The 23,516-nt window shown below is 73.9% G+C and carries 15 protein-coding genes; 6 read left to right on the top strand and 9 right to left on the bottom strand.

Annotation, left to right across the window (positions count from 1 at the left end; translation table 11 throughout):
* Positions 1-165 precede the first annotated feature (165 nt).
* On the bottom strand, positions 166-678 hold the full coding sequence (locus ACIGW4_RS30025) for an Rv3235 family protein (RefSeq protein ID WP_399584071.1): 513 nt from the start codon (positions 676-678) through the stop codon (positions 166-168).
* A 275-nt stretch (positions 679-953) separates the two neighbouring features.
* On the opposite strand from ACIGW4_RS30025, the gene ACIGW4_RS30020 reads away from it, so the two are divergent.
* Both ACIGW4_RS30020 and ACIGW4_RS30015 read left to right on the top strand, forming a co-directional pair.
* Positions 954-1,460 (top strand): DUF6912 family protein, encoded by a 507-nt coding sequence (locus tag ACIGW4_RS30020; protein ID WP_093875832.1) that lies wholly within the window; start codon positions 954-956, stop codon positions 1,458-1,460.
* A gap of 45 nt (positions 1,461-1,505) precedes the next feature.
* Complete coding sequence (locus tag ACIGW4_RS30015) at positions 1,506-2,162, top strand: HAD family hydrolase (protein WP_123452863.1); 657 nt, start codon at positions 1,506-1,508, stop codon at positions 2,160-2,162.
* A gap of 315 nt (positions 2,163-2,477) precedes the next feature.
* Here the strand turns inward: ACIGW4_RS30015 and ACIGW4_RS30010 are convergent, their stop codons facing one another.
* Positions 2,478-3,032 carry a DJ-1/PfpI family protein gene (locus ACIGW4_RS30010; RefSeq protein ID WP_399584067.1) on the bottom strand — a complete coding sequence of 185 codons (555 nt, stop codon included), beginning with the start codon at positions 3,030-3,032 and terminating at the stop codon, positions 2,478-2,480.
* 433 nt (positions 3,033-3,465) lie between these two features.
* Here ACIGW4_RS30010 and ACIGW4_RS30005 point away from each other — a divergent pair, with 433 nt between their 5' ends.
* Positions 3,466-8,433: an NAD-glutamate dehydrogenase gene (locus ACIGW4_RS30005; protein ID WP_123452861.1), complete on the top strand. Its 4,968-nt coding sequence runs from the start codon at positions 3,466-3,468 to the stop codon at positions 8,431-8,433.
* 48 nt (positions 8,434-8,481) lie between these two features.
* On the opposite strand, the gene ACIGW4_RS30000 is transcribed toward ACIGW4_RS30005, so the two are convergent.
* Genes ACIGW4_RS30000 through ACIGW4_RS29990 form a run of 3 tightly spaced genes read right to left on the bottom strand, consistent with a single transcriptional unit; the run spans position 8,482 to position 11,625 of the window.
* Positions 8,482-9,888, bottom strand: a complete 1,407-nt coding sequence (locus tag ACIGW4_RS30000) for a glycosyltransferase 87 family protein (protein WP_399584064.1) — start codon at positions 9,886-9,888, stop codon at positions 8,482-8,484.
* 11 nt (positions 9,889-9,899) lie between these two features.
* Complete coding sequence (locus ACIGW4_RS29995; RefSeq protein ID WP_399584061.1) at positions 9,900-10,709, bottom strand: ABC transporter ATP-binding protein; 810 nt, start codon at positions 10,707-10,709, stop codon at positions 9,900-9,902.
* Positions 10,702-11,625: an ABC transporter permease gene (locus ACIGW4_RS29990; RefSeq protein WP_399584058.1), complete on the bottom strand. Its 924-nt coding sequence runs from the start codon at positions 11,623-11,625 to the stop codon at positions 10,702-10,704. Before ACIGW4_RS29990 ends, ACIGW4_RS29995 begins: the two co-directional genes overlap by 8 nt.
* Before the next feature lie 159 nt (positions 11,626-11,784).
* Between ACIGW4_RS29990 and ACIGW4_RS29985 the strand changes: the two genes are divergently transcribed.
* Entirely contained in the window at positions 11,785-12,384 is a 600-nt protein-coding gene (locus ACIGW4_RS29985; RefSeq protein ID WP_260174383.1) for a TetR/AcrR family transcriptional regulator, read from the top strand.
* Between the two features lie 10 nt (positions 12,385-12,394).
* Here the strand turns inward: ACIGW4_RS29985 and ACIGW4_RS29980 are convergent, their stop codons facing one another.
* From ACIGW4_RS29980 to ACIGW4_RS29965, 4 genes are all read right to left on the bottom strand, one after another.
* A complete protein-coding gene (locus tag ACIGW4_RS29980) occupies positions 12,395-13,306 on the bottom strand; it encodes a carbohydrate ABC transporter permease (protein ID WP_399584054.1) in 912 nt (303 codons plus the stop codon).
* Positions 13,303-14,607 (bottom strand): carbohydrate ABC transporter permease, encoded by a 1,305-nt coding sequence (locus ACIGW4_RS29975; RefSeq protein ID WP_123452852.1) that lies wholly within the window; start codon positions 14,605-14,607, stop codon positions 13,303-13,305. The genes ACIGW4_RS29980 and ACIGW4_RS29975 overlap by 4 nt, the downstream gene beginning before the upstream one ends.
* 7 nt (positions 14,608-14,614) lie before the next feature.
* Positions 14,615-15,976, bottom strand: coding sequence for an ABC transporter substrate-binding protein (locus ACIGW4_RS29970; protein WP_399584051.1), 1,362 nt, complete (start codon positions 15,974-15,976; stop codon positions 14,615-14,617).
* A gap of 136 nt (positions 15,977-16,112) precedes the next feature.
* The gene (locus ACIGW4_RS29965) at positions 16,113-19,928 is read right to left on the bottom strand and encodes an FHA domain-containing protein (protein ID WP_399584048.1); all 3,816 of its coding nucleotides are present in this window, start codon (positions 19,926-19,928) and stop codon (positions 16,113-16,115) included.
* Between the two features lie 507 nt (positions 19,929-20,435).
* Here ACIGW4_RS29965 and ACIGW4_RS29960 point away from each other — a divergent pair.
* Together ACIGW4_RS29960 and ACIGW4_RS29955 are read left to right on the top strand one after the other, a co-directional pair.
* Positions 20,436-22,166 carry a serine/threonine-protein kinase gene (locus tag ACIGW4_RS29960; RefSeq protein ID WP_123452846.1) on the top strand — a complete coding sequence of 577 codons (1,731 nt, stop codon included), beginning with the start codon at positions 20,436-20,438 and terminating at the stop codon, positions 22,164-22,166.
* Between the two features lie 107 nt (positions 22,167-22,273).
* Positions 22,274-23,512, top strand: a complete 1,239-nt coding sequence (locus ACIGW4_RS29955; RefSeq protein WP_123452844.1) for a serine/threonine-protein kinase — start codon at positions 22,274-22,276, stop codon at positions 23,510-23,512.
* Positions 23,513-23,516: the final 4 nt, after the last annotated feature.

Raw genomic sequence — 23,516 nt, 5'->3', positions numbered from 1 at the left:
TGAAGTGATGTGACGGGAGGGGTCGGTCGCCTGGTGGCGATCGGCCCCTTTGTCATGGGCGGGGTGCTTTCGGCGGGCGTGCCGACGGGGTTCCGACGGGTGTGCAGGTGGGGCTTCGGTGGGCGCGCCGACGGGGTTCCGGGGGGTGTGCGCCGGTGGTCTTCGTCAGGCGTGTCGGGGCGTCAGGCCGAGGCCGTCCAGTTCCACGGCCGCGCAGCGCCAGCGCTGGTCCTCGCCGCGTTCCAGACGGAACGCCATGGCCCGTACCCGGGCGCCGGTGGCGATCGTCGCGAAGGCCTCGACGACGGCCTGCGGGGAGTGCACCTGGACCGAGCAGCGGCGCAGGACCGGACGGGGGCCGAGCGAGCGCAGGGGGGTCTCGGGGGCGAGCCGGACGAGCTGCTCGTACGCGACGCCGACGGTGTGGCCGAGCATCCAGTGGACGGGCCGCTCCCCGCTCAGCACGGCGAGCAGGCGCTCGGCGAAGACGGTGTGCGAGGGAAGCGCCCGGGGTGCGGTGCGGGAGGGGCCGCCCTGCGCGGGCGTACGGGGGCGGGATCCGGCGGCGCCGCGCGGCCGGGATCCGGCGGAACCGCGCGGGCGCGTGCCGGCCGGGCCGCCGGGGGCCGTGCGGGGGCGGGGGAGCGGGGAGGGCGTGGCGGTGAGCGTGGTGTTCATGGCGGTCCCCTGTCGCTGCGTAACCGAGTGATACCAGTCGGTAACTTCCGTTGGGGATCTTGTACGGCCGGACTCCGGGGTCCCGCAAGGACGCCGCCGCGGCGGCGCGGTCCCGGAAACGGATCACCTATCAGGGTGACGCGGTCGGAAATCGGCTCTCCGGCGCCTCGGCGGACGGCCCTCCGCGGTGGACGGGCGAGGATCCGGGCCCGCCACCCCGAAGGGGGACTCCGCACGTATCCTGAGGGCCTCTCCGTCTACGAAAGCGGCCTGCCATGCGCGTCTACATCCCCCTGACCCTCCCCGGTCTCGCACAGGCGCACAAGACGGGCGAGCTGGGCCCCGGCCCCCTGACCGCCTACGCCGTCACCCCCGCGCTGCGCGAGTGGTACGTCTCCGACGACATCGAGGAGCTGGAGTACGCGGCGCTCAACCGGGCCGCCTCCGCCTCCCTGCGGCTCCTCGCCGGCGACCCCGAGGCGCCCCGACGCCGGATCGTCGTCGCCGTCGACGTGGCCGACAAGGACGCGACCGTCGACCCCGACCGCGGGCTCGACGGCGGCTCCATCGGCGAGGTCCGCATCGCCGGAGCCGTGCCGCTGGCCAAGGCCGCGGCCGTGCACGCCGACGCGGACGACGCCGAGGCGGACGTCACGGCGGCGGCGGGCGCGCTGGGCGCGGCGGACCAGGGCGACGACGACGCCCAGTTCGTCGTGGACGGGGCCGAGGACCACGAACTGCTGTGGTTCGGCGTGCAGGAGATCCCCGCGCTGCTGGGCTGACGCCCGTCCGTCGGCCGTGTCGGTGGGGCCGGGTACCGTCTCTCCATGGGGAAGCACGGAAAACACCTGGTCTGGGACTGGAACGGCACGCTGCTCGACGACATCGACGCGGTGATCGGCGCGACGAACGCGGCCTTCGCCGAGCTCGGGCTCGCGTCCATCACGCTGGAGCGGTACCGCGAGCTGTACACGGTGCCGGTGCCGAAGTTCTACGAGCGGCTGATGGGGCGGCTGCCGACGGACGAGGAGTGGACCGTCATGGACGGGGCCTTCCACCGGCACTACTGGGTGCGCGCCGAGGCGTGCGGGCTCACCGCCGGGGCGGCGGAGCTGCTCGCGGCGCGGCAGGCGGCCGGGGCCACGCAGTCGCTGTTGTCGCTCGCGCCGCACGCGGATCTCGTGCCTCTCGTGCGGCGGTACGGGATCGCGGAGCGGTTCGTCCGTGTGGACGGGCGGCCCGACACCTCGACCGACGGGAAGTCCGGGCACATGGTGCGGCATCTGGCCGCGCTTGCCGTCCCGGCCGAGCGTGTCGTCGTCATCGGGGACGCGGCTGATGACGCGGTGGCGGCGGCGCATGTGGGGGCGCGGGCGGTGCTTTACACCGGGGGGTCGCACAGTCGGGCTTCGCTGGCGCGGGTGGGGGTGCCGGTGGTGGACTCCCTGGAGGAGGCGGTCGCTGTCGCGGAGGAGCTGGTCTAGGGGCCTTGCCCCTGCGGGCCCTGCCTCTGTGGGCCTTGTCCCTGTGGGCCTTGCCCCTGCGGGGCGGGGCTTCTGGGGCTGCGCCCCGCGAGCGGTTTCTGCCCGGTGGTGGGCGGGCGAGGGTCGGTCGGGTGCGACCCGGTGGGTGGTTTGTGCCCACCCGTTCCGCCCCGGCGGAACGCATGCCCACAAACCACCGTGGCCAGGCTCGGCGGGCGTGCCCGCGAACCACCGGGCAGGGCTCGGCGGGGGCTCGCCCACAAACACCGGGCAGGGCTCGGTGGGCGTGCCCGCGAGTCGTCGGGGTCGGGGGTGTCAGCCCTTCGTGCGGAGGATCTTCAGGAATTCGCGCATCCAGGTGGGGTGGTCCGGCCAGGCCCGGGAGGAGACCAGGAGGCCGTCGACCACGGCCGCGCTGTCCTGGAACGTCGCCCCGGCCGTCTGCATGTCGAGTTCCAGGGCCGGGTAGGCCGTGACGCGGCGGCCCTCCAGGCTGCCGACCGCGGCCGTCAGGAGCGGGCCGTGGCAGATCTGGGCCACCGGCTTGTCGGAGTCGAAGAAGGCCTTGAGGATCTTGCGGAGCTCCGGATCGTTGCGCAGGTACTCCGGAGCCCGGCCGCCCGGGATCACCACCGCCACGTAATCGCCCGGGTCGACCTCCGAGAAGGCGAGGTCGGCGGGCCAGGTGTAGCCCGGCTTCTCCGTGTACGTGTCGTACCCGGGCTCGAAGTCGTGGACGACGAAGCGGAGCTGCTTGCGGGCGGGGGCGGCGATGTCGACCTCGTAGCCCTCCTCGAGGAGGCGCTGGTAGGGGTACATCACCTCCAGCGACTCCGCAGCGTCCCCGGTCACGATCAGGATCTTCGCCATGGCTCTCCCAGATCACGGATGGTCGGTCTGTCGTGCTGTGCCCATGCTCGCGCACACGCTGCCCCCGGCGGGGTGGTTTGCCAAGAGGACGCGTGTCGCTGTCCATATCGTCAAACTTCCCCCGCTCTTTTGTACGCATACGGCTCATGACGGTTCGGGGGTCATGAGCGATAGGCTTTTGCCGTGATCAGCGCGATACGCCGTGGGGGCAGCGAAGCCCCCGGCTGCCGCCCGGTCCGCGACAGCGGCCGGGCCGACCGTGCGTTCGCCGATCCTCTCCGCCCGGGCGCGCCGCTCTTCGTGGCCGATAACGACCCGGGCATCTCTCATCCGGGCATAACGTCGACTTCGACCGGAATCACCGCGTCGAGGCGAGTCGTGCCCTTCCTTCCACCGACGTCACGCAACGGCGCGCGACCAGGAGTCAGAGGACATGCAGACCAAGCTGGACGAAGCAAAGGCCGAGCTGCTCGAGAGGGCCGCTCGGGTAGCTGAGCACAGCCCTGTCGGGGGGCGACTTCCCACGGGCCCGGAGGGCGCGGAGACGCGACCGGACCAGGACACCGTGCTCGACTACCTCCAGCGCTACTACCTGCACACCGCGCCCGAGGACCTCGCCGACCGCGACCCGGTCGACGTGTTCGGTGCCGCGCTCTCTCACTACCGGCTCGCGGAGAACCGCCCGCAGGGCACCGCGAACGTGCGCGTCCACACCCCGACGGTGGAGGAGAACGGCTGGACCAGCAGCCACTCCGTCGTCGAGGTCGTCACCGACGACATGCCCTTCCTCGTCGACTCGGTCACCAACGAGCTGTCCCGCCAGGGCCGCGGCATCCACGTCGTGATCCACCCGCAGGTCCTCGTCCGCCGTGACGTGACCGGCAAGCTCATCGAGGTCCTGTCGGCCCAGATCCACGGCGAGCTGCCGCACGACGCGCTCACCGAGTCCTGGATCCACGTCGAGATCGACCGCGAGACCGACAAGGCCGACCTCAAGCAGATCACCAACGACCTGCTGCGCGTCCTGTCCGACGTCCGCGAGACGGTCGAGGACTGGGACAAGATGCGCGACGCCGCCCTGCGCATCGCCGACGGCCTCCCGGCCGAGCCCACCGCCTCCGACCTGCGGCCCACCGAGGTCGAAGAGGCCCAGGAGCTGCTGCGCTGGCTCGCCGACGACCACTTCACCTTCCTCGGCTACCGCGAGTACGAGCTGGTCGACGGCGACGCCCTGTCCGCCGTGCCCGGCACCGGCCTCGGCATCCTGCGCTCCGACCCGCAGCACGGCGCCGACGACCAGGGCCACCACGCCCACCCCGTCTCGCCCTCCTTCAGCCGGCTGCCCGCCGACGCCCGCGCCAAGGCGCGCGAGCACAAGCTGCTGATCCTGACGAAGGCCAACAGCCGGGCGACCGTGCACCGCCCCTCGTACCTCGACTACATCGGCGTGAAGAAGTTCGACGCCCAGGGCAACGTCATCGGCGAGCGCCGCTTCCTCGGCCTCTTCTCGTCCGCCGCCTACACCGAGTCCGTCCGCCGGGTCCCCGTCGTCAAGCGCAAGGTCCAGGAGGTCCTGGAGGGCGCAGGCTTCTCGCCGAACAGCCACGACGGCCGCGACCTGCTCCAGATCCTGGAGACCTACCCGCGCGACGAGCTCTTCCAGACCCCGGCCGACCAGCTGCAGTCCATCGTCACCAGCGTCCTGTACCTGCAGGAGCGGCGCCGGCTGCGGCTCTACCTGCGCCAGGACGAGTACGGCCGCTACTACTCGGCCCTCGTCTACCTGCCGCGCGACCGCTACACGACCCGCGTCCGGCTGCGGATCATCGACATCCTGAAGGAGGAGCTCGACGGCACCAGCGTCGACTTCACCGCCTGGAACACCGAGTCGATCCTCTCCCGGCTGCACTTCGTCGTCCGCGTCAAGCCCGGCACCGAGCTGGCGAAGCTCACCGACGCCGACGTCGACCGCATCGAGACCCGGCTCGTCGAGGCCGCCCGCTCCTGGTCCGACGGCTTCGGCGAGGCGCTGAACGCCGAGTTCGGCGAGGAGCGCGCCGCCGAGCTGCTCCGCCGCTACGGCAACGCCTTCTCCGAGGGCTACAAGGCCGACCACTCGCCGCGCGCCGCCGTCGCCGACCTGGTCCGCATGGAGAACCTCGCCGCCAGCGGCAAGGACTTCGCGCTCTCCCTCTACGAGCCGGTCGCCGCCGGTCCCGGCGAGCGCCGCTTCAAGATCTACAAGACGGGCGACCAGATCTCCCTCTCCGCCGTCCTGCCGGTCCTCAACCGGCTCGGCGTCGAGGTCACCGACGAGCGTCCGTACGAGCTGCGCTGCGCCGACCGCACCCACGCCTGGATCTACGACTTCGGCCTGCGGATGCCGGCCGCCTCCGGCAACGGCGGCGACTACCTCGGCGACGACGCCCGCGAGCGCTTCCAGGAGGCCTTCGCCGCCACCTGGACCGGCCAGGCCGAGAACGACAACTTCAACTCGCTCGTCCTCTCCGCCGGGCTCACCTGGCGCGAGGCGATGGTGCTGCGCGCCTACGCCAAGTACCTGCGCCAGGCCGGGGCGACCTTCAGCCAGGACTACATGGAGGACACCCTCCGCGACAACGTCCACACCACCCGGCTGCTCGTCTCCCTCTTCGAGGCCCGGATGGCGCCGGAGCGCCAGCGCGCCGGCACCGAGCTGATCGACGGCATCCTGGAGGAGCTGGACGGCGCCCTCGACCAGGTCGCGAGCCTGGACGAGGACCGGATCCTGCGGTCCTTCCTCACCGTCATCAAGGCGACGCTGCGGACGAACTTCTTCCAGACGGCGGCGGACGGCGAGCCGCACTCCTACGTGTCGATGAAGTTCGACCCGCAGGCCATCCCGGACCTGCCGGCGCCGCGCCCGGCCTTCGAGATCTGGGTGTACTCCCCGCGCGTCGAGGGCGTCCACCTGCGCTTCGGCAAGGTCGCCCGAGGCGGTCTGCGCTGGTCCGACCGCCGCGAGGACTTCCGTACGGAGATCCTCGGCCTGGTCAAGGCGCAGATGGTGAAGAACACCGTCATCGTGCCGGTCGGCGCCAAGGGCGGCTTTGTCGCCAAGCAGCTCCCGGACCCGTCCGTGGACCGGGACGCCTGGCTGGCCGAGGGCATCGCCTCGTACAAGACCTTCATCTCGGCGCTCCTCGACATCACCGACAACCTGGTCGCGGGCGAGGTCGTGCCGCCGGTCGACGTGGTCCGCCACGACGAGGACGACACGTACCTGGTGGTCGCCGCCGACAAGGGCACCGCGACCTTCTCCGACATCGCCAACGGGGTCGCGGAGTCGTACGGCTTCTGGCTCGGCGACGCCTTCGCCTCCGGCGGCTCCGCCGGCTACGACCACAAGGGCATGGGCATCACCGCCCGCGGCGCCTGGGAGTCCGTCAAGCGGCACTTCCGCGAGCTGGGCCACGACACCCAGACCGAGGACTTCACCGTCGTCGGCGTCGGCGACATGTCCGGCGACGTCTTCGGCAACGGCATGCTGCTCTCCGAGCACATCCGCCTGGTCGCCGCCTTCGACCACCGCCACATCTTCATCGACCCGAACCCGGACGCGGCCGTCTCGTACGCCGAGCGCCGCCGGCTCTTCGACCTGCCGCGTTCCTCGTGGGCGGACTACGACACCTCGCTGCTCTCGGCGGGCGGCGGCGTCCACCCCCGCAGCGCCAAGTCCATCCCGGTCAACGCGCAGATGCGGGCCGCCCTCGGCATCGAGGACGGCGTCACCAAGATGACCCCGGCCGAGCTGATGAAGTCGATCCTGCAGGCGCCCGTCGACCTGCTCTGGAACGGCGGCATCGGCACGTACGTGAAGTCCTCGGCCGAGTCCAACGCCGACGTCGGCGACAAGGCCAACGACGCCATCCGCGTCGACGGCCAGGACGTCCGCGCCCAGGTCATCGGCGAGGGCGGCAACCTCGGCGCGACCCAGCTGGGCCGCATCGAGTTCGCCCGCTCCGGCGGTCCCGAGGGCCAGGGCGGCAAGGTCAACACCGACGCCATCGACAACAGCGCCGGCGTCGACACCTCCGACCACGAGGTCAACATCAAGATCCTGCTCAACGGGCTCGTCGCCGAGGGCGACATGACCGTCAAGCAGCGCAACAAGATCCTCGCGGAGATGACGGACGAGGTCGGCCGGCTCGTCCTGCGCAACAACTACGCGCAGAACACCGCCCTGGCCAACGCCGTCGCCCAGTCGCCGTCCCTGCTCCACGCCCACCAGCGCTTCATGCGCCGCCTGGGCCGTGACGGGGCCCTCGACCGCCAGCTGGAGTTCCTGCCCAACGACCGGCAGATCCGCGAACTCCTCAACAACGGCCGGGGCCTGAGCCAGCCCGAGCTCGCCGTCCTCCTCGCGTACACCAAGATCACGGTGGCCGACGAGCTGATCGGCACGGAGCTGCCGGACGACCCGTACCTGCGCGGCCTGCTCCACGCGTACTTCCCGACGCTGCTGCGCGAGAAGTTCACCGAGGCCGTCGACAACCACGCCCTGCGCCGCGAGATCATCACGACGGTCCTGGTCAACGACACCGTCAACACCGGTGGCTCGACCTTCCTGCACCGCCTCCGCGAGGAGACCGGCGCGTCGATCGAGGAGATCGTCCGCGCGCAGACCGCCGCCCGGGTCGTCTTCCGCCTCGGCCAGGTCTGGGACGCCGTCGAGGCCCTCGACAACGTGGTGCCGGCCGACGTCCAGACCCGGATGCGGCTGCACTCCCGCCGGCTCGTCGAGCGCGGCACCCGCTGGCTGCTCAACAACCGGCCGCAGCCGCTCCAGCTCAGCGAGACCATCGAGTTCTTCGCCGAGCGCGTCGAGGAGGTCTGGGCGCAGCTGCCGCAGCTGCTGCGCGGCGCGGACCTGGAGTGGTACCGGTCGATCCTGGACGAGCTGACCGAGGTCGGCGTGCCGGAGGAGCTCGCGCTGCGCGTCGCCGGCTTCTCCTCCGCCTTCCCGATCCTCGACGTCGTCGCGATCGCGGACCGGATGGGCAAGGAACCGCTGGCGGTCGCCGAGGTCTACTACGACCTGGCCGACCGGCTGCGGATCACCGACCTGATGGACCGGATCATCGAGCTGCCGCGCAGCGACCGGTGGCAGTCGATGGCCCGTGCCTCGATCCGTGAGGACCTCTTCGCGGCGCACGCGGCGCTGACCGCCGACGTGCTGACGGTCGGCAACGGCACGACCAGCCCCGAGGAGCGGTTCAAGGAGTGGGAGGAGAAGAACGCGGCGATCCTGGGCCGCGCGCGGACGACCCTGGAGGAGATCCAGGGCTCGGACACCTTCGACCTGGCGAACCTGTCGGTGGCGATGCGGACGATGCGGACGCTGCTGCGCTCGCACAGCTGATCCGTGCATGAGGAAGGGCCCCGCCGGTGTTCCGGTCGGGGCCCTTCCTCATTCCGCGTCGGGTGCCGCGGTCGAGGTCCACAGGCGGCGGGCGGCGAGCAGGGCCGCCGCGAGGAGCAGACCGTTGCGGAGCACCATGACGGCCAGGCCGACGGGGGTGCCGTCCACCACGTCCGCGTAGAGGACGGGGTACGCGAGGGAGCTGAGGGCGGCCGCCGGGAGGAGCAGCAGGGCGACCGGGCGCATCACGGTGTCGCGGGAGGTCAGGCAGACGGCGGCGAGGCCGATCAGCCAGATCATGTACTGGGGGCTGATCACCCGGCTGGTGACGGTGAAGAGCAGGACGGCGGCGAGGGCCGCGTCGAGCGGGGTGGCGGGGGTCCAGCGGCGGGCCTGGAGGCGCCACAGGAGCAGCCAGCCGAAGGCGAGGACGGTGAGCAGCAGGGCGAGGTGCCCGAGGGTGGAGACGTACGGGCCGACGTACTCGAAGGCCCCGTAGCGGAAGCCGACCCCGCCCGACCAGGCGCCGGTGGCGCGGGCCACGGCGAGGGCCGTGCCGCCGAGGGACTCGATCTGGATGCCGCGGCTGCCCTGCTGGCGCAGGAAGCCCAGCGACTCGGAGAAGAACAGCGCCAGGGCGGCGAGGAGGACGAGGGCGGTGACGGCGGCGGCGGTCCAGGCCTCCCGGGTGGTACGGCCCCGGGGCGTGCCGATCAGGGCGAGCGCGGGCCACACCTTGACCAGGGCGCCGATCCCGGCGAGCGCGCCGCCGAGCCGGTGGGCGGCGGCGGGGCGGGCGCCGAGGGCGAGCAGGGCGAGCACGGCGAGGGCGGTGGTCTGCACGTCGTACCGGGCGAGCGGCAGATGGAGGAGGAGGGGGAGGCCGCAGACCCAGATCCAGGCGCCGTGGGTGAGGCGGGCGCTGTCGGCGCGGGCGAGGGCGAGCGTGACGACGGCGTCGGCGAGGAGGGTGAGGGCGACGAAGGCCTTGAAGTAGGTGAGCCAGGGGAGGAGGAGGCCCGGCGCCATGACCACGAGCCCCGCGCCGGGCGGGTACTGCCACATGGCGTCGCCGGGCGGGAAGGTGCCGGCGGCGAACTGCCCGTACCAGTACTGGTAGAGGCCCACCTCGCGGCCCACCCCGCCGATGCCGAGGTCGTCGCGGACGAGCAGCAGGAGCATGCCGGCCCGCGCGAGGATCCAGACGGCGGCGAGGGCGAGGTCGGGGCCGCGGCCGACGGTGACGAAGGTGGCGGAGGTGAAGGTCTCCGAGTCGAAGGGGGACTTGGTGAGGGTGGGGGGTTCGCTCGCGGAGCGGGGTGCGGCCGGGGGTCCGTCTCCGGGGCGGGGCGGGGCCGGGGGCCCGTCTCCGGAGCGGGAGCGGGTTTCGCTTCCGGGGCGGGGCCGGGCTTCGCTTCCGGAGCGGGGCGGCGACTCAGGGTGATCGTTCGTCATCCCACCGCACTTTAGACCGCGATGTCCGGTTTGCTCGTCTCCTTCGCTCGCGGCCCGGCCGTGAACTCCTCGTATGCCGCCACGACCTCCTTCGCCGGCCCGTCCATCCGCAGCGTCCCCGCCTCCAGCCACAGCGCCCGGTCGCAGGTCTCCGTGATCGTGGAGTTCGAGTGGCTGACGAGGAAGACCGTCCCGGCCTCCGCCCGCAGCTCGTCGATCCGCTCCTGGCTGCGGCGGCGGAAACGCGCGTCGCCGGTCGACAGGGCCTCGTCGATGAGGAGCACGTCGTGGCTCTTCGCGGCGGCGATGGAGAAGCGCAGCCGCGCGCCCATCCCGGAGGAGTAGGTCCGCATCGGGCGGGAGATCGCGTCGTCCTTCTCGTTGATGCCGGAGAAGTCGACGATCCCGTCGTAGCGCTCCCGGACCTCCGCGCGGCTCATGCCCATCGCGAGACCGCCCAGGATCACGTTCCGCTCGCCGGTCAGGTCGTTCATCAGGGCCGCGTTCACGCCGAGGAGGGAGGGTTGTCCCTGGGTGTAGATCCGCCCCCGGTCCACGGGCTGGAGGCCCGCGACGGCCTTCAGGAGGGTGGATTTCCCGGATCCGTTCGAACCGATCAGGCCAATCGCCTCGCCCCGGTGCGCGACGAAGCTGACGCCCTTCACGGCGTGGACCCGGCGGCCGGCCGGAGCCGTGCCGCGGCGCAGCATCCGGCCGAGCGCGGCGGCGCCGCCCCGGCCGCCGGGGCGCCCGCCGTGGACGGTGTACGTGATGTGGACGCCGTCGGCCACGACGGTCGGCGTCTTCGGGGGCTCAGCCACGGCCGTACGTCTCCTCCGCCTTCCAGAACCAGACGAAACCGCCCCCGAAGGCCAGCAGGGCCCAGCCCGCGGCGAGCGCCCACACGTGCGGCGGGAGCTGCTCCCCGGTGAAGCTCCCGATCAGGGCGAAGCGCATGAGGTCGATGTAGACCGCCGCCGGGTTGCACTGGAGCGCGAGGACCACGGCCGCCGGGAAGCGGCCGCTGGTGGCCAGGTTCTGGATCGACCACATCGCGCCCGAGGCGTACATCCAGGTGCGGAGCACGAACGGCATCAGCTGGCTGATGTCGGGGGTACGGGCCGCGAGCCGGGCCAGGACGAGCGACACGCCCGTGTTGAACAGCGTCTGCAGGAACAGCGCGGGGACGGCGAGCAGCCAGCTCCAGGTGGGGAACTCGCCGAAGCAGGCCAGGAGCACGGCGAGCACGCCGAGCGAGAACAGCAGCTGCTGGAGCTGCTGGAAGGCGAGCGAGATCGGCAGGCTCGCGCGCGGGAAGTGCAGGGCGCGGACGAGGCCCAGGTTGCCGCTGATCGCCCGGGTGCCGGCCTGGATCGTGTTGGCGGTGAAGGTCCACACGAAGATGCCGGTCACCAGGAAGGGCACGTAGTCGGGCACGCCGCTCTTCGCGTTCATCAGCACGCCGAAGATCAGGTAGTACACGGCCGCGTTGAGGAGCGGGGTCATCACCTGCCAGACCTGGCCGAGGCGCGCCTGGCTGAACTGGGCGGTGAGGCGGGCGGTCGCGAAGGCGGTGATGAAGTCGCGGCGGGACCAGAGCTGCCGCACGTAGGAGGGGAGCGAGGGGCGGGCGCCGCTGACGCTCAGGCCGTGGCGGCGGGCGAGGGCGGCGAGGTCCTCCGCGGGGGCGGCCGGGGCGGGCGTCTGTCGTACGGGTGGGGCCAGGGTCGTGGTCACGGGCGGGCGCTTTCGACGAGGGGGGCGGGGCGCGTGAGGCCGTCGGCGACGGAACGGATCCGTATCGTCGCTACGGTGAGGTTAGGACGCTCCGACGACGGAACGCAACCGTATCGTCGTAACGCCCCCGGGATATCGCCGTTGGTTAGGATGCCGTTCATGACCGCCCCGACCCCCCGCCGCGCCCCCGCCGGCGCCGCCGTACTCCGCGAGGACGTGACCGAGGCCATCCGCGCCGCCGTCTTCGAGGAGCTCGCGGCCGTCGGCTACGCCCGGATGTCCATCGAGGGCATCGCGCGCCGCGCGGGCGTCGGCAAGACCGCCGTCTACCGGCGCTGGAAGTCCAAGCTCTCCCTCGTCCTCGACCTCGTCGGCGCCTTCGCCGCCCAGGGCCTCCCGGCACCCGCCAGCGGCTCCCTCCACGGGGACGTGCGCGCCCTCCTCGAAGTGGCCGCGCACGCCCTGCGCCACCCGGTCGCCTCCCAGGTCATCCCGGACCTGCTCGTCGAGGCCGCCCGCCACCCCGAGATCGCCGAGACCGTCAAGGCCGTGCTCCTCGACGGGCAGCAGGGCGTCATGACCCAGGTCGTCCGCGAGGCCGTCGCCCGCGGCGAACTCCCCGAGGGCACCGACCCGGCCAAGGCCCTCGACCTGGCCGTCGGCCCGCTCTACTGGCGCCTCGTCGTCGTCCGCACGCCCCTGCCCAAGGGGTACGTGGACGAACTCGCGCGCGCGGCGGTGGCGGCGCTCAAGGCGTGACCTCCCGGGGCTACTTCACCGCGCCCGCCATCACCCCCGACGCGAACTGCCGCTGGAACGCGAAGAACACCACCAGCGGCACCACCATCGACACGAACGCCCCCGGCGCGAGCACGTCCACGTTGTTGCCGAACTGGCGCACCTGCTGCTGGAGCGCCACCGTGATCGGCGGCGACTGCGAGTCCGCGAAGATCAGCGCGACCAGCATGTCGTTCCACACCCACAGGAACTGGAAGATCCCCAGCGAGGCGATCGCCGGACCGCCGAGCGGCAGCACCACGCGCGTGAAGAGCCGGATCTCGCCCGCCCCGTCGAGCCGCGCCGCCTCCAGCAGTTCGCGCGGGATCTCCGCGAAGAAGTTCCGCAGCAGGAAGATCGCGAACGGCAGGCCGAAGGCCGTGTGGAAGAGGACCACCCCGGCCGTCGTCTCGAACAGCCCCACCGCCCCGAACAGCTTCGACACCGGCACCAGGGCCACCTGCACCGGCACCACGAGGAGCGCCACCACGCCCAGGAACCACCAGTCCCGGCCCGGGAACTCCAGCCACGCGAAGGCGTAACCGGCGAGCGAGCCGATGAGGAGGACCAGCAGGGTGGCCGGGACGGTGATCAGGACGGTGGAGAGCAGCGAGCCGGTGATCGTGTCGTTCGCGAGGAGACGGGTGTAGTTCTCGGTGGTCAGCTGCGCCGGCGCCGTGAACACCTCCCACCAGCCGCTCGCCGCGATGTCGGACGGCGAGCGGAGCGAGGAGAGCAGCAGCCCGACCGTCGGCATCAGCCAGAACAGGCCGGCGAGGACGAGGAAGACCCGGACGGTGCCGGACGCGACCCCGCCGGCGAGCCGGGCGGCGAGGCGCGCGCCGGATCCGGGAGCACTCCGGGGGGCGGCCTCGGCGGCCGTCCCGGTGGTGAGCGACGTCATCGGCGGGACTCCCTTCGGATGCGGCGGATGTTGACCACCATCACCGGCAGCACGAGGAGGAGCAGGACGACGGCGATGGCCGAGCCGACCCCGAGGTCCGCGTCCGTGCCGAAGGACGAGCGGTACAGCTGGAGCGCGAGCACGTTCGCGTCGTCCTGCGCGGAGCCCGGCGCGATGACGAAGACCAGGTCGAAGACCTTGAGCACGTTGATCATCAGGGTGACCAGGACGACCACGAGGACGGGCGCCAGGAGCGGCACCGTGATCCGCCGGAACACCTGCCACTCGTTCGCCCCGTCCACCCGCGCCGCCTCCAGGAGTTCGCGCGGTACGGCCGCGAGCCCGGCGCCGATCAGGACCATCGCGAACCCGGCCCACATCCACACGTACGCCCCGATCACCGCCGGCGTCACGAGCGAGGGGCCCAGCCACTCCACGCCGTTGTACTGCTCCCGGAAGTTGCTCGCGGGCAGCCGCAGCACGGCCCCGTCGGCGCGGTCCGCCGGCAGGGTGAAGCTGCCGTCGGCCGCCGCCGTGGCCGTGGCGACCACCTTCCCGTCCCGTACCGCCTCGATCCGCAGCCCCTTCAGGCCCAGCTCCTTCGGATCGACCGCGTTCGGCTTCCCGCCGCCGCCCCGCGTGAAGTCCAGCCAGGCCGTTCCGGTGATCCCGCCGGCCGCGGGCGTCGGCGCGTGCGCCGGGCGGGCGTCCCGGGGCATCCGCGCCGGAGCCACCCCGACCAGCGGCAGCAGCACCGGCACCCCGGCGCGTACCGGCGTCTTCGTCTCGAACGCCCCGCCCCCCGCCGCCTTCAGCGGGTGCACCGGCAGCGGCCGGGCCCGGGGGAAACCGGAGGCCTCGGCGAAGGTGTCGTGGACCCCGACCCAGACGGCGTTGGCGACCCCGCGGTCCGGGTCCTGCTCGTAGACGAGCCGGAAGATGATTCCGGCGGCGAGCATCGAGATCGCCATCGGCATGAAGACGACCAGCTTGAACGCCGTTCCCCAGCGCACGCGTTCGGTCAGCACCGCGAAGACCAGACCGAGCGCGGTGGCGACCGCCGGGGCCACCACCAGCCAGATCAGGTTGTTGCGGACGGCGGTGCGGAGCGAGTCGTCGGTGACGAGCGCGAGGTAGTTGTCGAGGCCGACGAAGGAGGCGCCGGAACGGTCGAAGAGCGAACGCCGGACGGAGTACCCGATCGGGTAGACGACGAGCGCGCCGAGCAGGAGCAGCGCGGGGAGCAGGAACCCCGCCGCGACCGCCCTGCTCCGGCCCCTGGTCCTGATGGTGGCCGGCATGTCGGCCTCAGCCCTTCGCGGCGGCCTTGTACGCCTTCGCCGCGTCCGCCTCCAGACGCGCCTGGGTCCCGGCGACGTCCTTCGGGTTCTTCAGGAAGTCCTGGAGCGCCTTCCACTCGCCCTTGCCCGGCGTCCCGCCGAACGACTGCGGCATCTGGTCCGACATGTCGAAGCGGAAGTCGTCACCCGCGCCGATGAGCGCCTTGGCGATCTCGCGCTGGACGTCGTTCGGGTACGCCGCCGGGTCCAGGTTCTTGTTGGGGGAGAGGAACCCGCCCTCGGCCGCCCAGATCTTCGCCGCGTCCGGCGAGGCGAGGAAGGCGAGCAGCGCCTGCGCGCCCTTGGTGTCCTTCAGGGCCACGGCCGCGTCGCCGGCCGTCACCACCGGGGCCGTGCCGCCGTCGCCGACCTTCGGGAACGGGAAGACCTTCGCGTCCTTCCCGATCTCCGCCTTGGTCTGCGCGATGTTGACGGCGGCGAAGTCGCCCTCGAAGACCATCGCCCCCTTGGGCTGGTCGCCGCCCGTGAAGGTCTGCGTGACCGAGGCCGGGTACTCCGTCTGCAGCGCGCCGGTCGGGCCGCCCGCGATCAGCGCCGGCTTGCCGAAGAGCTCGGCGAGGGTCTTCAACGCGGCGGCGACGGACGGGTCTGTCCACTTGATCTCGTGCTTCGCCAGCTGGTCGTACTTGGCCGGTCCCGCCTGGGAGAGATAGACGTTCTCGAACCAGTCGGTGAGGGTCCAGCCGTCCGCGCCGCCCACCGAGACCGGGGTCACGCCGGAGGCCGAGATCGTCTCGGCGGTGCCGAGGAACTCCTTCCAGGTCTTCGGCTCCGAGGCGCCCGCGCCCTCGAAGACGGCGGTGTTGTACCAGACCAGGGACTTGTTGGCGGCCTTGAAGTAGACCCCGTACTGGGTGCCGTCCACCGCGCCGAGCTCCTGCCAGCCGCGCGAGTAGTTCGCCGCCAGCTGGGACTTGACCTCCGGGCCGACCGGCTTCAGCCACTTCTGCGCGGCGGCCTGCTGGATCGCGCCCACCTGCGGGAGCATCGCCACGTCCGGCGGCGCGCCGCCGGCGATCTTCGTCCCGAGGAAGTTCACGATCGGGTCCTGCGCGGGCACGAAGGTGACGGTCGCGCCGGTCCGCTTCTCGAACTCCTTCAGGACCTTGGTGAAGTTCTCCTGCTCCGGGCCCGTCCAGACGGCGGCGACCTCGATCTTCTCGCCCTTGAGGGAGAGGTCGCGGTCCGGTGCGGGCTCTCCCTTGTCCTTGTCGGCGTCGCCGCCGCAGCCCGCGAGGGCGAGCGCGGCCACCGCCGTCAAGGCCGTGAGGGTCATCGCGGTCCTGCGTGGACGAAGAGTTGTACGCATTGCTGCCCCGTCTCTCCCGTGCGTCGCTGTCCCGTGCGTTTCGCTGTCCGTCCGACAGGTCTACGCCGGGCCGCGGGGCCCCGCAATACCGCCTCCCGCGTCAAGTGGGCGATCGTGATGCCCTCGTGACGTGCGGTCAGCCGTGCGCGGCCGGGGCCAGCGGGGCCACCGGAGTCGCCTCGACCGAGCGTGCCGCCCGGTCCAGCGCGCTCGCCAGGAGCGCCAGGTCCGTCGGCCCGTTGCCCAGCTCGCGGACCGGGCGACGGGTGGGCGGATCGCCCATCCGCTCCCACTCCAGCGGGACGACCGTCGGACGGAGCGTCGCCGTCCGGGGGATCCTGCCCGTGACGCGACCCGCCTGGAAGGGGGTCACCCGGCCGTCCGGATGCCCGAGGCGGCCCCGCCCGGCCGCCGGCACGTCCGGGCCCGGCGCCACCGGCGGCGCGTCGAGCACGATCCGCAGCCGGGCCCCGTGGGCCAGCTCCGTGTCGACGGTCCGGTCCGGGCGCGCCGAGGTCGCCACGAGGTGCACCCCGAGCCGCTCGCCGCTGCGCGCGATGGCCTCCAGGACCCGCACGACGGACCCGGCGGCCGGCCGGCCGGGGGCGCCGAGCGCGGGGGCGACCAGGGCGTCGAAGTCGTCGACGAGCACGACGAGCCGCGGCAACTGCCCGGCTCCCACCGCCCGCCCGGCCCCCTGCTCCCCGGAAGCGGGCCGGGGGATCCGCCCCGCGGAGTCCTCGGTGGCGGGATGGGGGATGCGCCCGCTCGGGCGGCCCGTCACGTCGTCGGCGCCGGGGTACGGGGTGCGGCTACTGGAGCGCCCGGTGAGGTCCTCGCCGGACGGGTACGGGACGCGTCCGCTCGTGCGGCCCGTCACGTCGTCGGCGCCCGGGTACGGGACCCGGCCGCCGGACCGGCCGGTGACGTCGTCCGCGCCTCCACGCGGGGTGCGGGCGCTCGGGTGCTCGGCGAGGTCGCCGTCGCCCGCGCGGAGGGTGCGACTGCTCGGGCGGTCGCCGAGGGATCCGCCGTCCCGCCGCGGCAGTCGCCCGCTGGGCGTGTCGGCCAGGAAGGCGTCCCCACCGGATCGCGCCCGCGCACCGGACCGCTCGTCGGGGGCTCCGCCCGCGGCCCGGGGGACGCGCCCGCTCGGACGGTCACCGAGATCACCCGAGCCCGGGTACGGGGTGCGGCCGCTGCTCCGGCCGCTGACGTCGTCGGAGGAGGGGTACGGGACGCGACCGCTGGACCGGCCCGCCACGTCGTCGGCGCCGGGGTACGGCGTGCGGCTGCCGGCCCGCCCGGTGAGGTCCTCGCCGGACGGGTACGGGACGCGGCCGCTCGTGCGGCCCGGTACGTCGTCCGCGCCCGCTCGCGGGGCGCGGCCGCTGCTCGGGAGCGCGCCGATCGTGCCGTCGCCCGTGCGCAGCGTGCGGCCGCTCGTGCGGTCCGCGAGGTCGCCGGTGTCCGGGACGCGGACGGTCGCGCGGGCGCCCTGGGGCAGGCTCTCCGCCGCGCTCGGGGCGCGCTGCCCGATCAGCCGGTCGGCGGCGCGCGCCGCCCCCCGGCGGTCGGCGAAGTGCCCGTCGCCCAGGAGCTCCGCCCGGCGCTTCAGCTCGGCGCCGAGCGCCTGCGCGAACTCCCGCATCCGCACCGGGTCCGAGGCGACCAGGTGCTCGGTGACGTGCGGCAGCTCCGTACAGACCGAGAGGCCCTCGCCGCGCTCGCCGCCCGCGCCGTCCACGAGGAGCAGGCCGAGCCGGTCGGGGCGGCCGCCCGCCGCGAGGGAGGCGGCGATCGAGCGGAGCAGCTCCGTGCGCCCGCTGCCCGCCGGGCCCTCGATCAGCAGGTGCGGGCCCTCCTTGGTGAGGTCCACGGAGAGCGGTCCGCGCGGACCCGCGCCCAGGACGGCCGTGCCGTCCCCGGCGGAGGCCCAGCGGGCCATCAGGGAGGCGGGGGTGGCCCGGGCGAGCCCGAGCTCGTCGAGGAGCCGGGCCGACGGGGGCAGCGCGGTGGCCCGGGCGCCCGGCGCCGCGGCCGTCTCGGGGCGCAGCGGGGCGAGGGCCCGGCCGAACCGCTCGGCCCAGGCCACGGAGACCGCGTCGACGACGCCGACGGTGCCGTGGCCCGCGAGCCGCCCGCCGGAGGTCCGGAGCAGCCGCAGGGCCGTCGCCACGTCACCGCTCAGGAGCGCCGCTGCCCCGCACTCGCGGAAGGCGAGGGACGCGGCGCACGCGACCTCGTACGTGGCGGCCACCGGCGAGTCCGGGGTGGCGGAGGGGGCCTCGGCGAGGCACAGGAGGTGGATGCCGGCCGCCGCGCCCGCGCCCGCGAGCCGCGCGACCGTCTCGCGGAGGGCCGCCGATCCGGGGTCGCCGTCGACGACGACGACCGTCGTCGGCCCCTCGTGGCGGGCCGCGGCCTCGGCGATCGACGCGAGGTCGGCGCTGGGCCAGCCGGGGCCGAGCGGGCCGTCGTCGAGCCGGCGGGTCAGCTCGGCCGTGCGCGCGTGGGCCTGGTCGCGGTCGTACGCCAGGAGCAGCCGGCAGTCCTGGCCGTGGGCGGGCCGGACGTGCGGGAGCCAGCCGAGCCAGCCCCAGGCGCGGCGCCGCTCCTCCAGGGAGCGGTTCCGGTCGGCGCTGATGAGGACGATCTCCAGGTCGGAGGGGGAGTGCAGGGCGGCGAGCTGGGCCACGACCGAGCGCGCGAGGCCGGCGAGCCGGTCGCCGGGGCCCGCCAGGCCGAGGGACCCGGCCTCGCGCAGTCCGACGGTGACCGGCACGCCGGAGAGTTCGGCGCGGTCGGTCGTGCCGAGCCGGACCACCAGGGCCTCGGGGTGGTCCTGGGTCCGCTCCCAGAGCCGGGGGCCCGGGCCGAGGGCGGTGAGCAGGACGGTGGCCGGGTCGGGCCAGGTGTCGGCGCGCGGCACGGGGCCGGGGGCGCCGTCCCGGACGCCGGGGCCGGGCCGGACGCCCGCGTGCGTGTCCGGGGAGTCGTGGAGGCCGGCGGGGGCCGGGAACTCCTCGCGGCCGCCGCCCGCGAGCCGCCGGGCCCATGCGCCGAGCCCGCGCTTGCCGCCGCGCGTGGCCGGGGCGGGAGCCGCGGGCGCGTCCCCCCGGCCCGGGGCGCGGTCGGTCTGCCGGGTCCTGTCGTGCGGCTCGCCGCCGTCGCGCGGGTCCCCCGCGTGCGCGTGGCCCCCGTCGTGGACCTCGCCGTACGCGATGCCGCGCGCGCCGCCGTGGGTGGTGTCGTCGCCGGGTCCCGCCTGCCCGGCTGGGGCCGGCGGGCGCGTCCCGGGCGCGACGCGCAGATGGCCCTCGCCGTCCGGGGCGGTCGTCACCGCGTCCGTGCCGCCGGGGCCGCCGGCGGGGCCCGTCAGCCGGAGGGCGGACTCGCCGAGGCGCAGCAGCGCGCCCGGGCGGAGCGGCACCGGGCGGTCGCCGACGGGCACGCCGTCGAGCGTCGTGCCGTTCGTCGAGCCGCGGTCGGAGACCGTGACCCGGCCGTCCTCGCCGACGGTCACCGTGCAGTGGGCGCGGGAGACGTCGGGGTCGTCGAGGGGCACGTCGGCGTCGACGGAACGGCCGATTCTGATCGTTCCGCCGTGCAGCAGGTGGACTCCGCCCGCGTCCGGGCCGGCCACCACGTGCAGCCGGGCGGAGGCGGTCTCGTCGACCCGGTCGTCCGGGCCGGGGACCTGGAGGGAGAGGACCGCGCCGTCGACCAGCGGGGGCTCGCCGAGGACGCAGCGCCGGCCGTCGAGCCGCTCCGCGCCCGCGTAGAGCACGGTGGTGCCCGAGGCGGAGGTGTCGGGGCCGGTGACGGCGGCGGCGAGGTTCGAGGCCACGGCGGCGAGGGCCGTCCCGGCGGGGGCCGTGACGAGCACGTCGCAGGCGCGCCCGGCGCCGTGGCCGGCGTGCGGCGCGAGGACGGTCAGCCGGATCTGCATCGCCGTCAGCGGTCCCTTCTGCGCGAGCCGGCTCGGCAGGGGGGAACCGCCCTGTGTCTCCCCCCACCCGGCACGGACGCGTCGCCCGGTACAGGTCGGCACGGCGCGGGGGCTCCCGACCCCGTCGACGCGACGTGCTGGAGGCATCCTCGCACCTGCCACCGACAACACGCCCGCGGGTCGGTCACAAGTGATCTTGAATGTTCGGCAGTGGGCGAGAAATAGCCTGGTTGGGCATGCCTTCGGACCATGCCTGGCAACCGTCGCCCGCTGTGGAGCGTCTTCTTCCGGACAAGTTCCGTCCGCTCCGACCCCCGGGCGAGACCCGGACGCGGCAGCGGAACCGGCCTGTGGACGACCGGCCTGCGACCCGTTCGGCGGCACTAAAGTGGGTCGGACACCCGGACGGGTCACAACAGAGGACAGGGACCCGGGGCAACAGAGGACAGGGTCCCCGGGACACCCGGGGACCACCCCAGGACCAACGATCAGCAGGGAGCGCGTGACGTGCGGCCTATCGGCAGCAAGTACCTGCTCGAGGAGCCGCTCGGCCGCGGCGCCACGGGCACCGTCTGGCGAGCCCGCCAGCGGGAGACGGCCGGCGCCGAGGCGGCCGTGCCCGGCCAGCCCGGCGAGACCGTGGCGATCAAGGTCCTCAAGGAGGAGCTGGCCAACGACGCGGACATCGTGATGCGCTTCCTGCGCGAGCGGTCCGTGCTGCTCCGGCTGACCCATCCGAACATCGTGCGCACCCGCGACCTGGTCGTCGAGGGCGATGTCCTCGCCCTCGTCATGGACCTCGTCGAAGGCCCCGACCTGCACCGGTACATCAGGGAGAGCGGCCCGCTCACCCCGGTCGCCGCCGCCCTCCTCACCGCCCAGATCGCCGACGCGCTCGCCGCCAGCCACGCCGACGGCGTCGTCCACCGCGACCTCAAGCCGGCCAACGTCCTGCTCGCCGAGCAGGGCGGCGAGATGCACCCGATGCTGACCGACTTCGGCATCGCGCGCCTCGCGGACTCCCCGGGCCTGACCCGCACCCACGAGTTCGTCGGCACGCCCGCGTACGTGGCGCCGGAGTCCGCCGAGGGCCGCCCGCAGACCTCCGCCGTCGACATCTACGGCGCCGGCATCCTCCTCTACGAGCTGGTCACCGGCCGGCCCCCGTTCACGGGCGCCACCGCCCTGGAGGTCCTCCACCAGCACCTCAGCGAGGAGCCCCGCCGCCCCTCGACCGTGCCCGGGCCCCTGTGGACGGTCATAGAGCGCTGCCTCAGCAAGAACCCGGACCAGCGGCCGAGCGCCGTGAACCTCGCCCGGGGCCTGCGCGCCGTCGCCGCCGGCATCGGGGTGCACGCCAACCCCGCCCAGATCGAGGCGGCGGAGGGCGTGGGCGCGCTCCTCGCCCCGGACCCGGCACCCGCGCCGGTCCCGGGCACCCCGCAGGCGCAGCCCCCGGGCGCCGCCGACCCGACCCAGGTGCTGCCCACCGGTGCCGCCGGGGCCGGAGCCGGGACGCCCCCGCAGTACGACCCCGCCGCCGCGACCAGCGTCATGCCGACCAGCGGCCCGGCGGGCGCCGCCGACCCGACGGCGGTCATGCCCCCCGTACCGCAGAATCCTCCGGCGGAGGACCCGCACCCCTGGCAGAGCCAGCTGCGACAGGTCCGCGACCGCAACGAGCAGACGCAGGTGCAGTACCTCGACCCGAGCGAGGACCCCCTGCGCCGCCGCCCGCAGCGCAGGCCGCAGCAGCCGCAGGACGGCCGCCCCGGTGCGTACGGGCAGCAGCAGCCGCCCCCGCCGTACCAGCAGCAGCGCCCGGCCCCGCAGCGCCCCGCGCCCCAGCCGTACCAGCAGCAGCCCCCGCAGCAGCAGTACGCGCCCCCGCCGCCCCCTCAGCCGCAGCAGTACGCCCCGCCCCAGCAGCAGTACGCGCCGCCGCAGCCGCCGCCCCAGGCCCCCGCGCCCCGCGAGCCGCGCCCACCGCGCCAGCGGAGCGCCAACCCGGTGCGGATCCCCGGACTCGGCTGCCTCAAGGGCTGTCTGATCATGATCGTCCTGTTCGTGGTCGCCGGCTGGCTCATCTGGGAGCTCACCCCGCTCCAGGACTGGGTCGCCCAGGGCAAGGGCTACTGGCAGGCCATCGGCGACGGGATCTCGGCCGTGACCGACTGGGTCTCCTCGATCGGAGACTCCACCGGTTCCGGGGGTGCTACCGGCGGTACGGGGCAGTAACACTGCCGATTTGTCGACTTCCGAGGGGTGATTTCCCCTCGGAAGTCGAGACCGGCGGCCGTGGACGCGTAGCTTTGTCGAGAACCGCAGCCGCTGAGGGAGCAGTCTTGGCACGGAACATCGGCAGCCGCTACACCGCCCACCAGATCCTCGGACGGGGCAGCGCCGGAACGGTGTGGCTCGGCGAGGGCCCCGAAGGGCCCGTCGCCGTCAAACTGCTGCGCGAGGACCTGGCCTCCGACCAGGAACTCGTCGGCCGCTTCGTCCAGGAGCGGACCGCGCTCCTCGGACTCGACCACCCCCGGGTGGTCAAGGTCCGCGACCTCGTCGTCGACGGCACCGACCTCGCCCTCGTCATGGACCTCGTCCGCGGCACCGACCTGCGCACCCGGCTCGACCGGGAGCGGCGCCTCGCGCCCGAGGCCGCCGTCGCCATCGTCAGGGACGTCGCCGAGGCCCTCGCCGTCGCCCACAAGGCCGGCGTCGTCCACCGGGACGTCAAGCCGGAGAACATCCTGCTCGACATGGAGGGCCCGCTCGGCCCCGGCGGCGCCCACCCCGCCCTCCTCACCGACTTCGGCGTCGCCAAGCTGATCGACACCCCCGGCCGCACCAAGGCCACCCGGATCATCGGCACCCCCGACTACCTCGCCCCCGAGATCGTCGAGGGCCTCCCGCCGCGCGCCGCCGTCGACATCTACGCCCTCGCGACCGTCCTCTACGAGCTGCTGGCCGGCTTCACCCCGTTCGGCGGCGGCCACCCCGGCGCGGTCCTGCGCCGCCACGTCACCGAGACCGTCGTCCCGCTGCCCGGCATCCCCGAGGAGCTGTGGCAGACGATCGTCCAGTGCCTCGCCAAGGCCCCCGCCTCCCGGCTGCGCGCCTCCGAGCTCGCCGCCCGCCTCGGGGACGTCCTGCCGCTGCTCAAGGGCATCCCGCCGCTGGACGTCGACGAGCCCGGCGCGGAACCGGCCCCGGAGCCGTACGAGGAGGACGCGTACGCCACCGCCACGGGCGCGGGCGAGCCGGGCCCCCGCCGCGCCGCCGTCCCGCTCGTCCCCGGCGCCTCCGCCGACTCCAACCGCGACACCCACACCTCCATGCGGGTTCCGGCCCCCGACGAGCTCTCCGGCGGCCCCCTCGGCACCGCCCGCGCCCCGCGCCCCTCCGGCGCCCGCCGCCCCGGCTCGGCCCGCCACAAGGCGGGCGCGGTCCGCAAGCGGAGGATCACCCTCACCGTCGCGGCGGTCGTGGTCGCGGGCGCGCTCGGCGTCGGCGGCTACCTGGCGGCCTCCGGCGACGGGGAGACCCCGCCGCAGGACTCCAAGCAGTCCTCCCAGCCGTAGGGCG

Source organism: Streptomyces sp. NPDC053513 (assembly GCF_044544765.1).
In the GTDB taxonomy this organism is placed as follows: domain Bacteria; phylum Actinomycetota; class Actinomycetes; order Streptomycetales; family Streptomycetaceae; genus Streptomyces; species Streptomyces litmocidini.
The sequence above is the reverse complement of the archived record's forward strand: the minus strand, read 5'-3'. Positions and strand labels throughout refer to the sequence as shown.

Coding starts and splice junctions, on each gene's coding strand:
- ACIGW4_RS29975 (WP_123452852.1), bottom strand. CDS start 14,607: ATGCCGGCCACCATCAGGACCAGGGGCCGGAGCAGGGCGGTCGCGGCG.
- ACIGW4_RS29985 (WP_260174383.1), top strand. CDS start 11,785: ATGACCGCCCCGACCCCCCGCCGCGCCCCCGCCGGCGCCGCCGTACTC.
- ACIGW4_RS30015 (WP_123452863.1), top strand. CDS start 1,506: ATGGGGAAGCACGGAAAACACCTGGTCTGGGACTGGAACGGCACGCTG.
- ACIGW4_RS29965 (WP_399584048.1), bottom strand. CDS start 19,928: ATGCAGATCCGGCTGACCGTCCTCGCGCCGCACGCCGGCCACGGCGCC.
- ACIGW4_RS30000 (WP_399584064.1), bottom strand. CDS start 9,888: ATGACGAACGATCACCCTGAGTCGCCGCCCCGCTCCGGAAGCGAAGCC.
- ACIGW4_RS29980 (WP_399584054.1), bottom strand. CDS start 13,306: ATGACGTCGCTCACCACCGGGACGGCCGCCGAGGCCGCCCCCCGGAGT.
- ACIGW4_RS29970 (WP_399584051.1), bottom strand. CDS start 15,976: ATGCGTACAACTCTTCGTCCACGCAGGACCGCGATGACCCTCACGGCC.
- ACIGW4_RS30005 (WP_123452861.1), top strand. CDS start 3,466: ATGCAGACCAAGCTGGACGAAGCAAAGGCCGAGCTGCTCGAGAGGGCC.
- ACIGW4_RS30020 (WP_093875832.1), top strand. CDS start 954: ATGCGCGTCTACATCCCCCTGACCCTCCCCGGTCTCGCACAGGCGCAC.
- ACIGW4_RS30025 (WP_399584071.1), bottom strand. CDS start 678: ATGAACACCACGCTCACCGCCACGCCCTCCCCGCTCCCCCGCCCCCGC.
- ACIGW4_RS30010 (WP_399584067.1), bottom strand. CDS start 3,032: ATGGCGAAGATCCTGATCGTGACCGGGGACGCTGCGGAGTCGCTGGAG.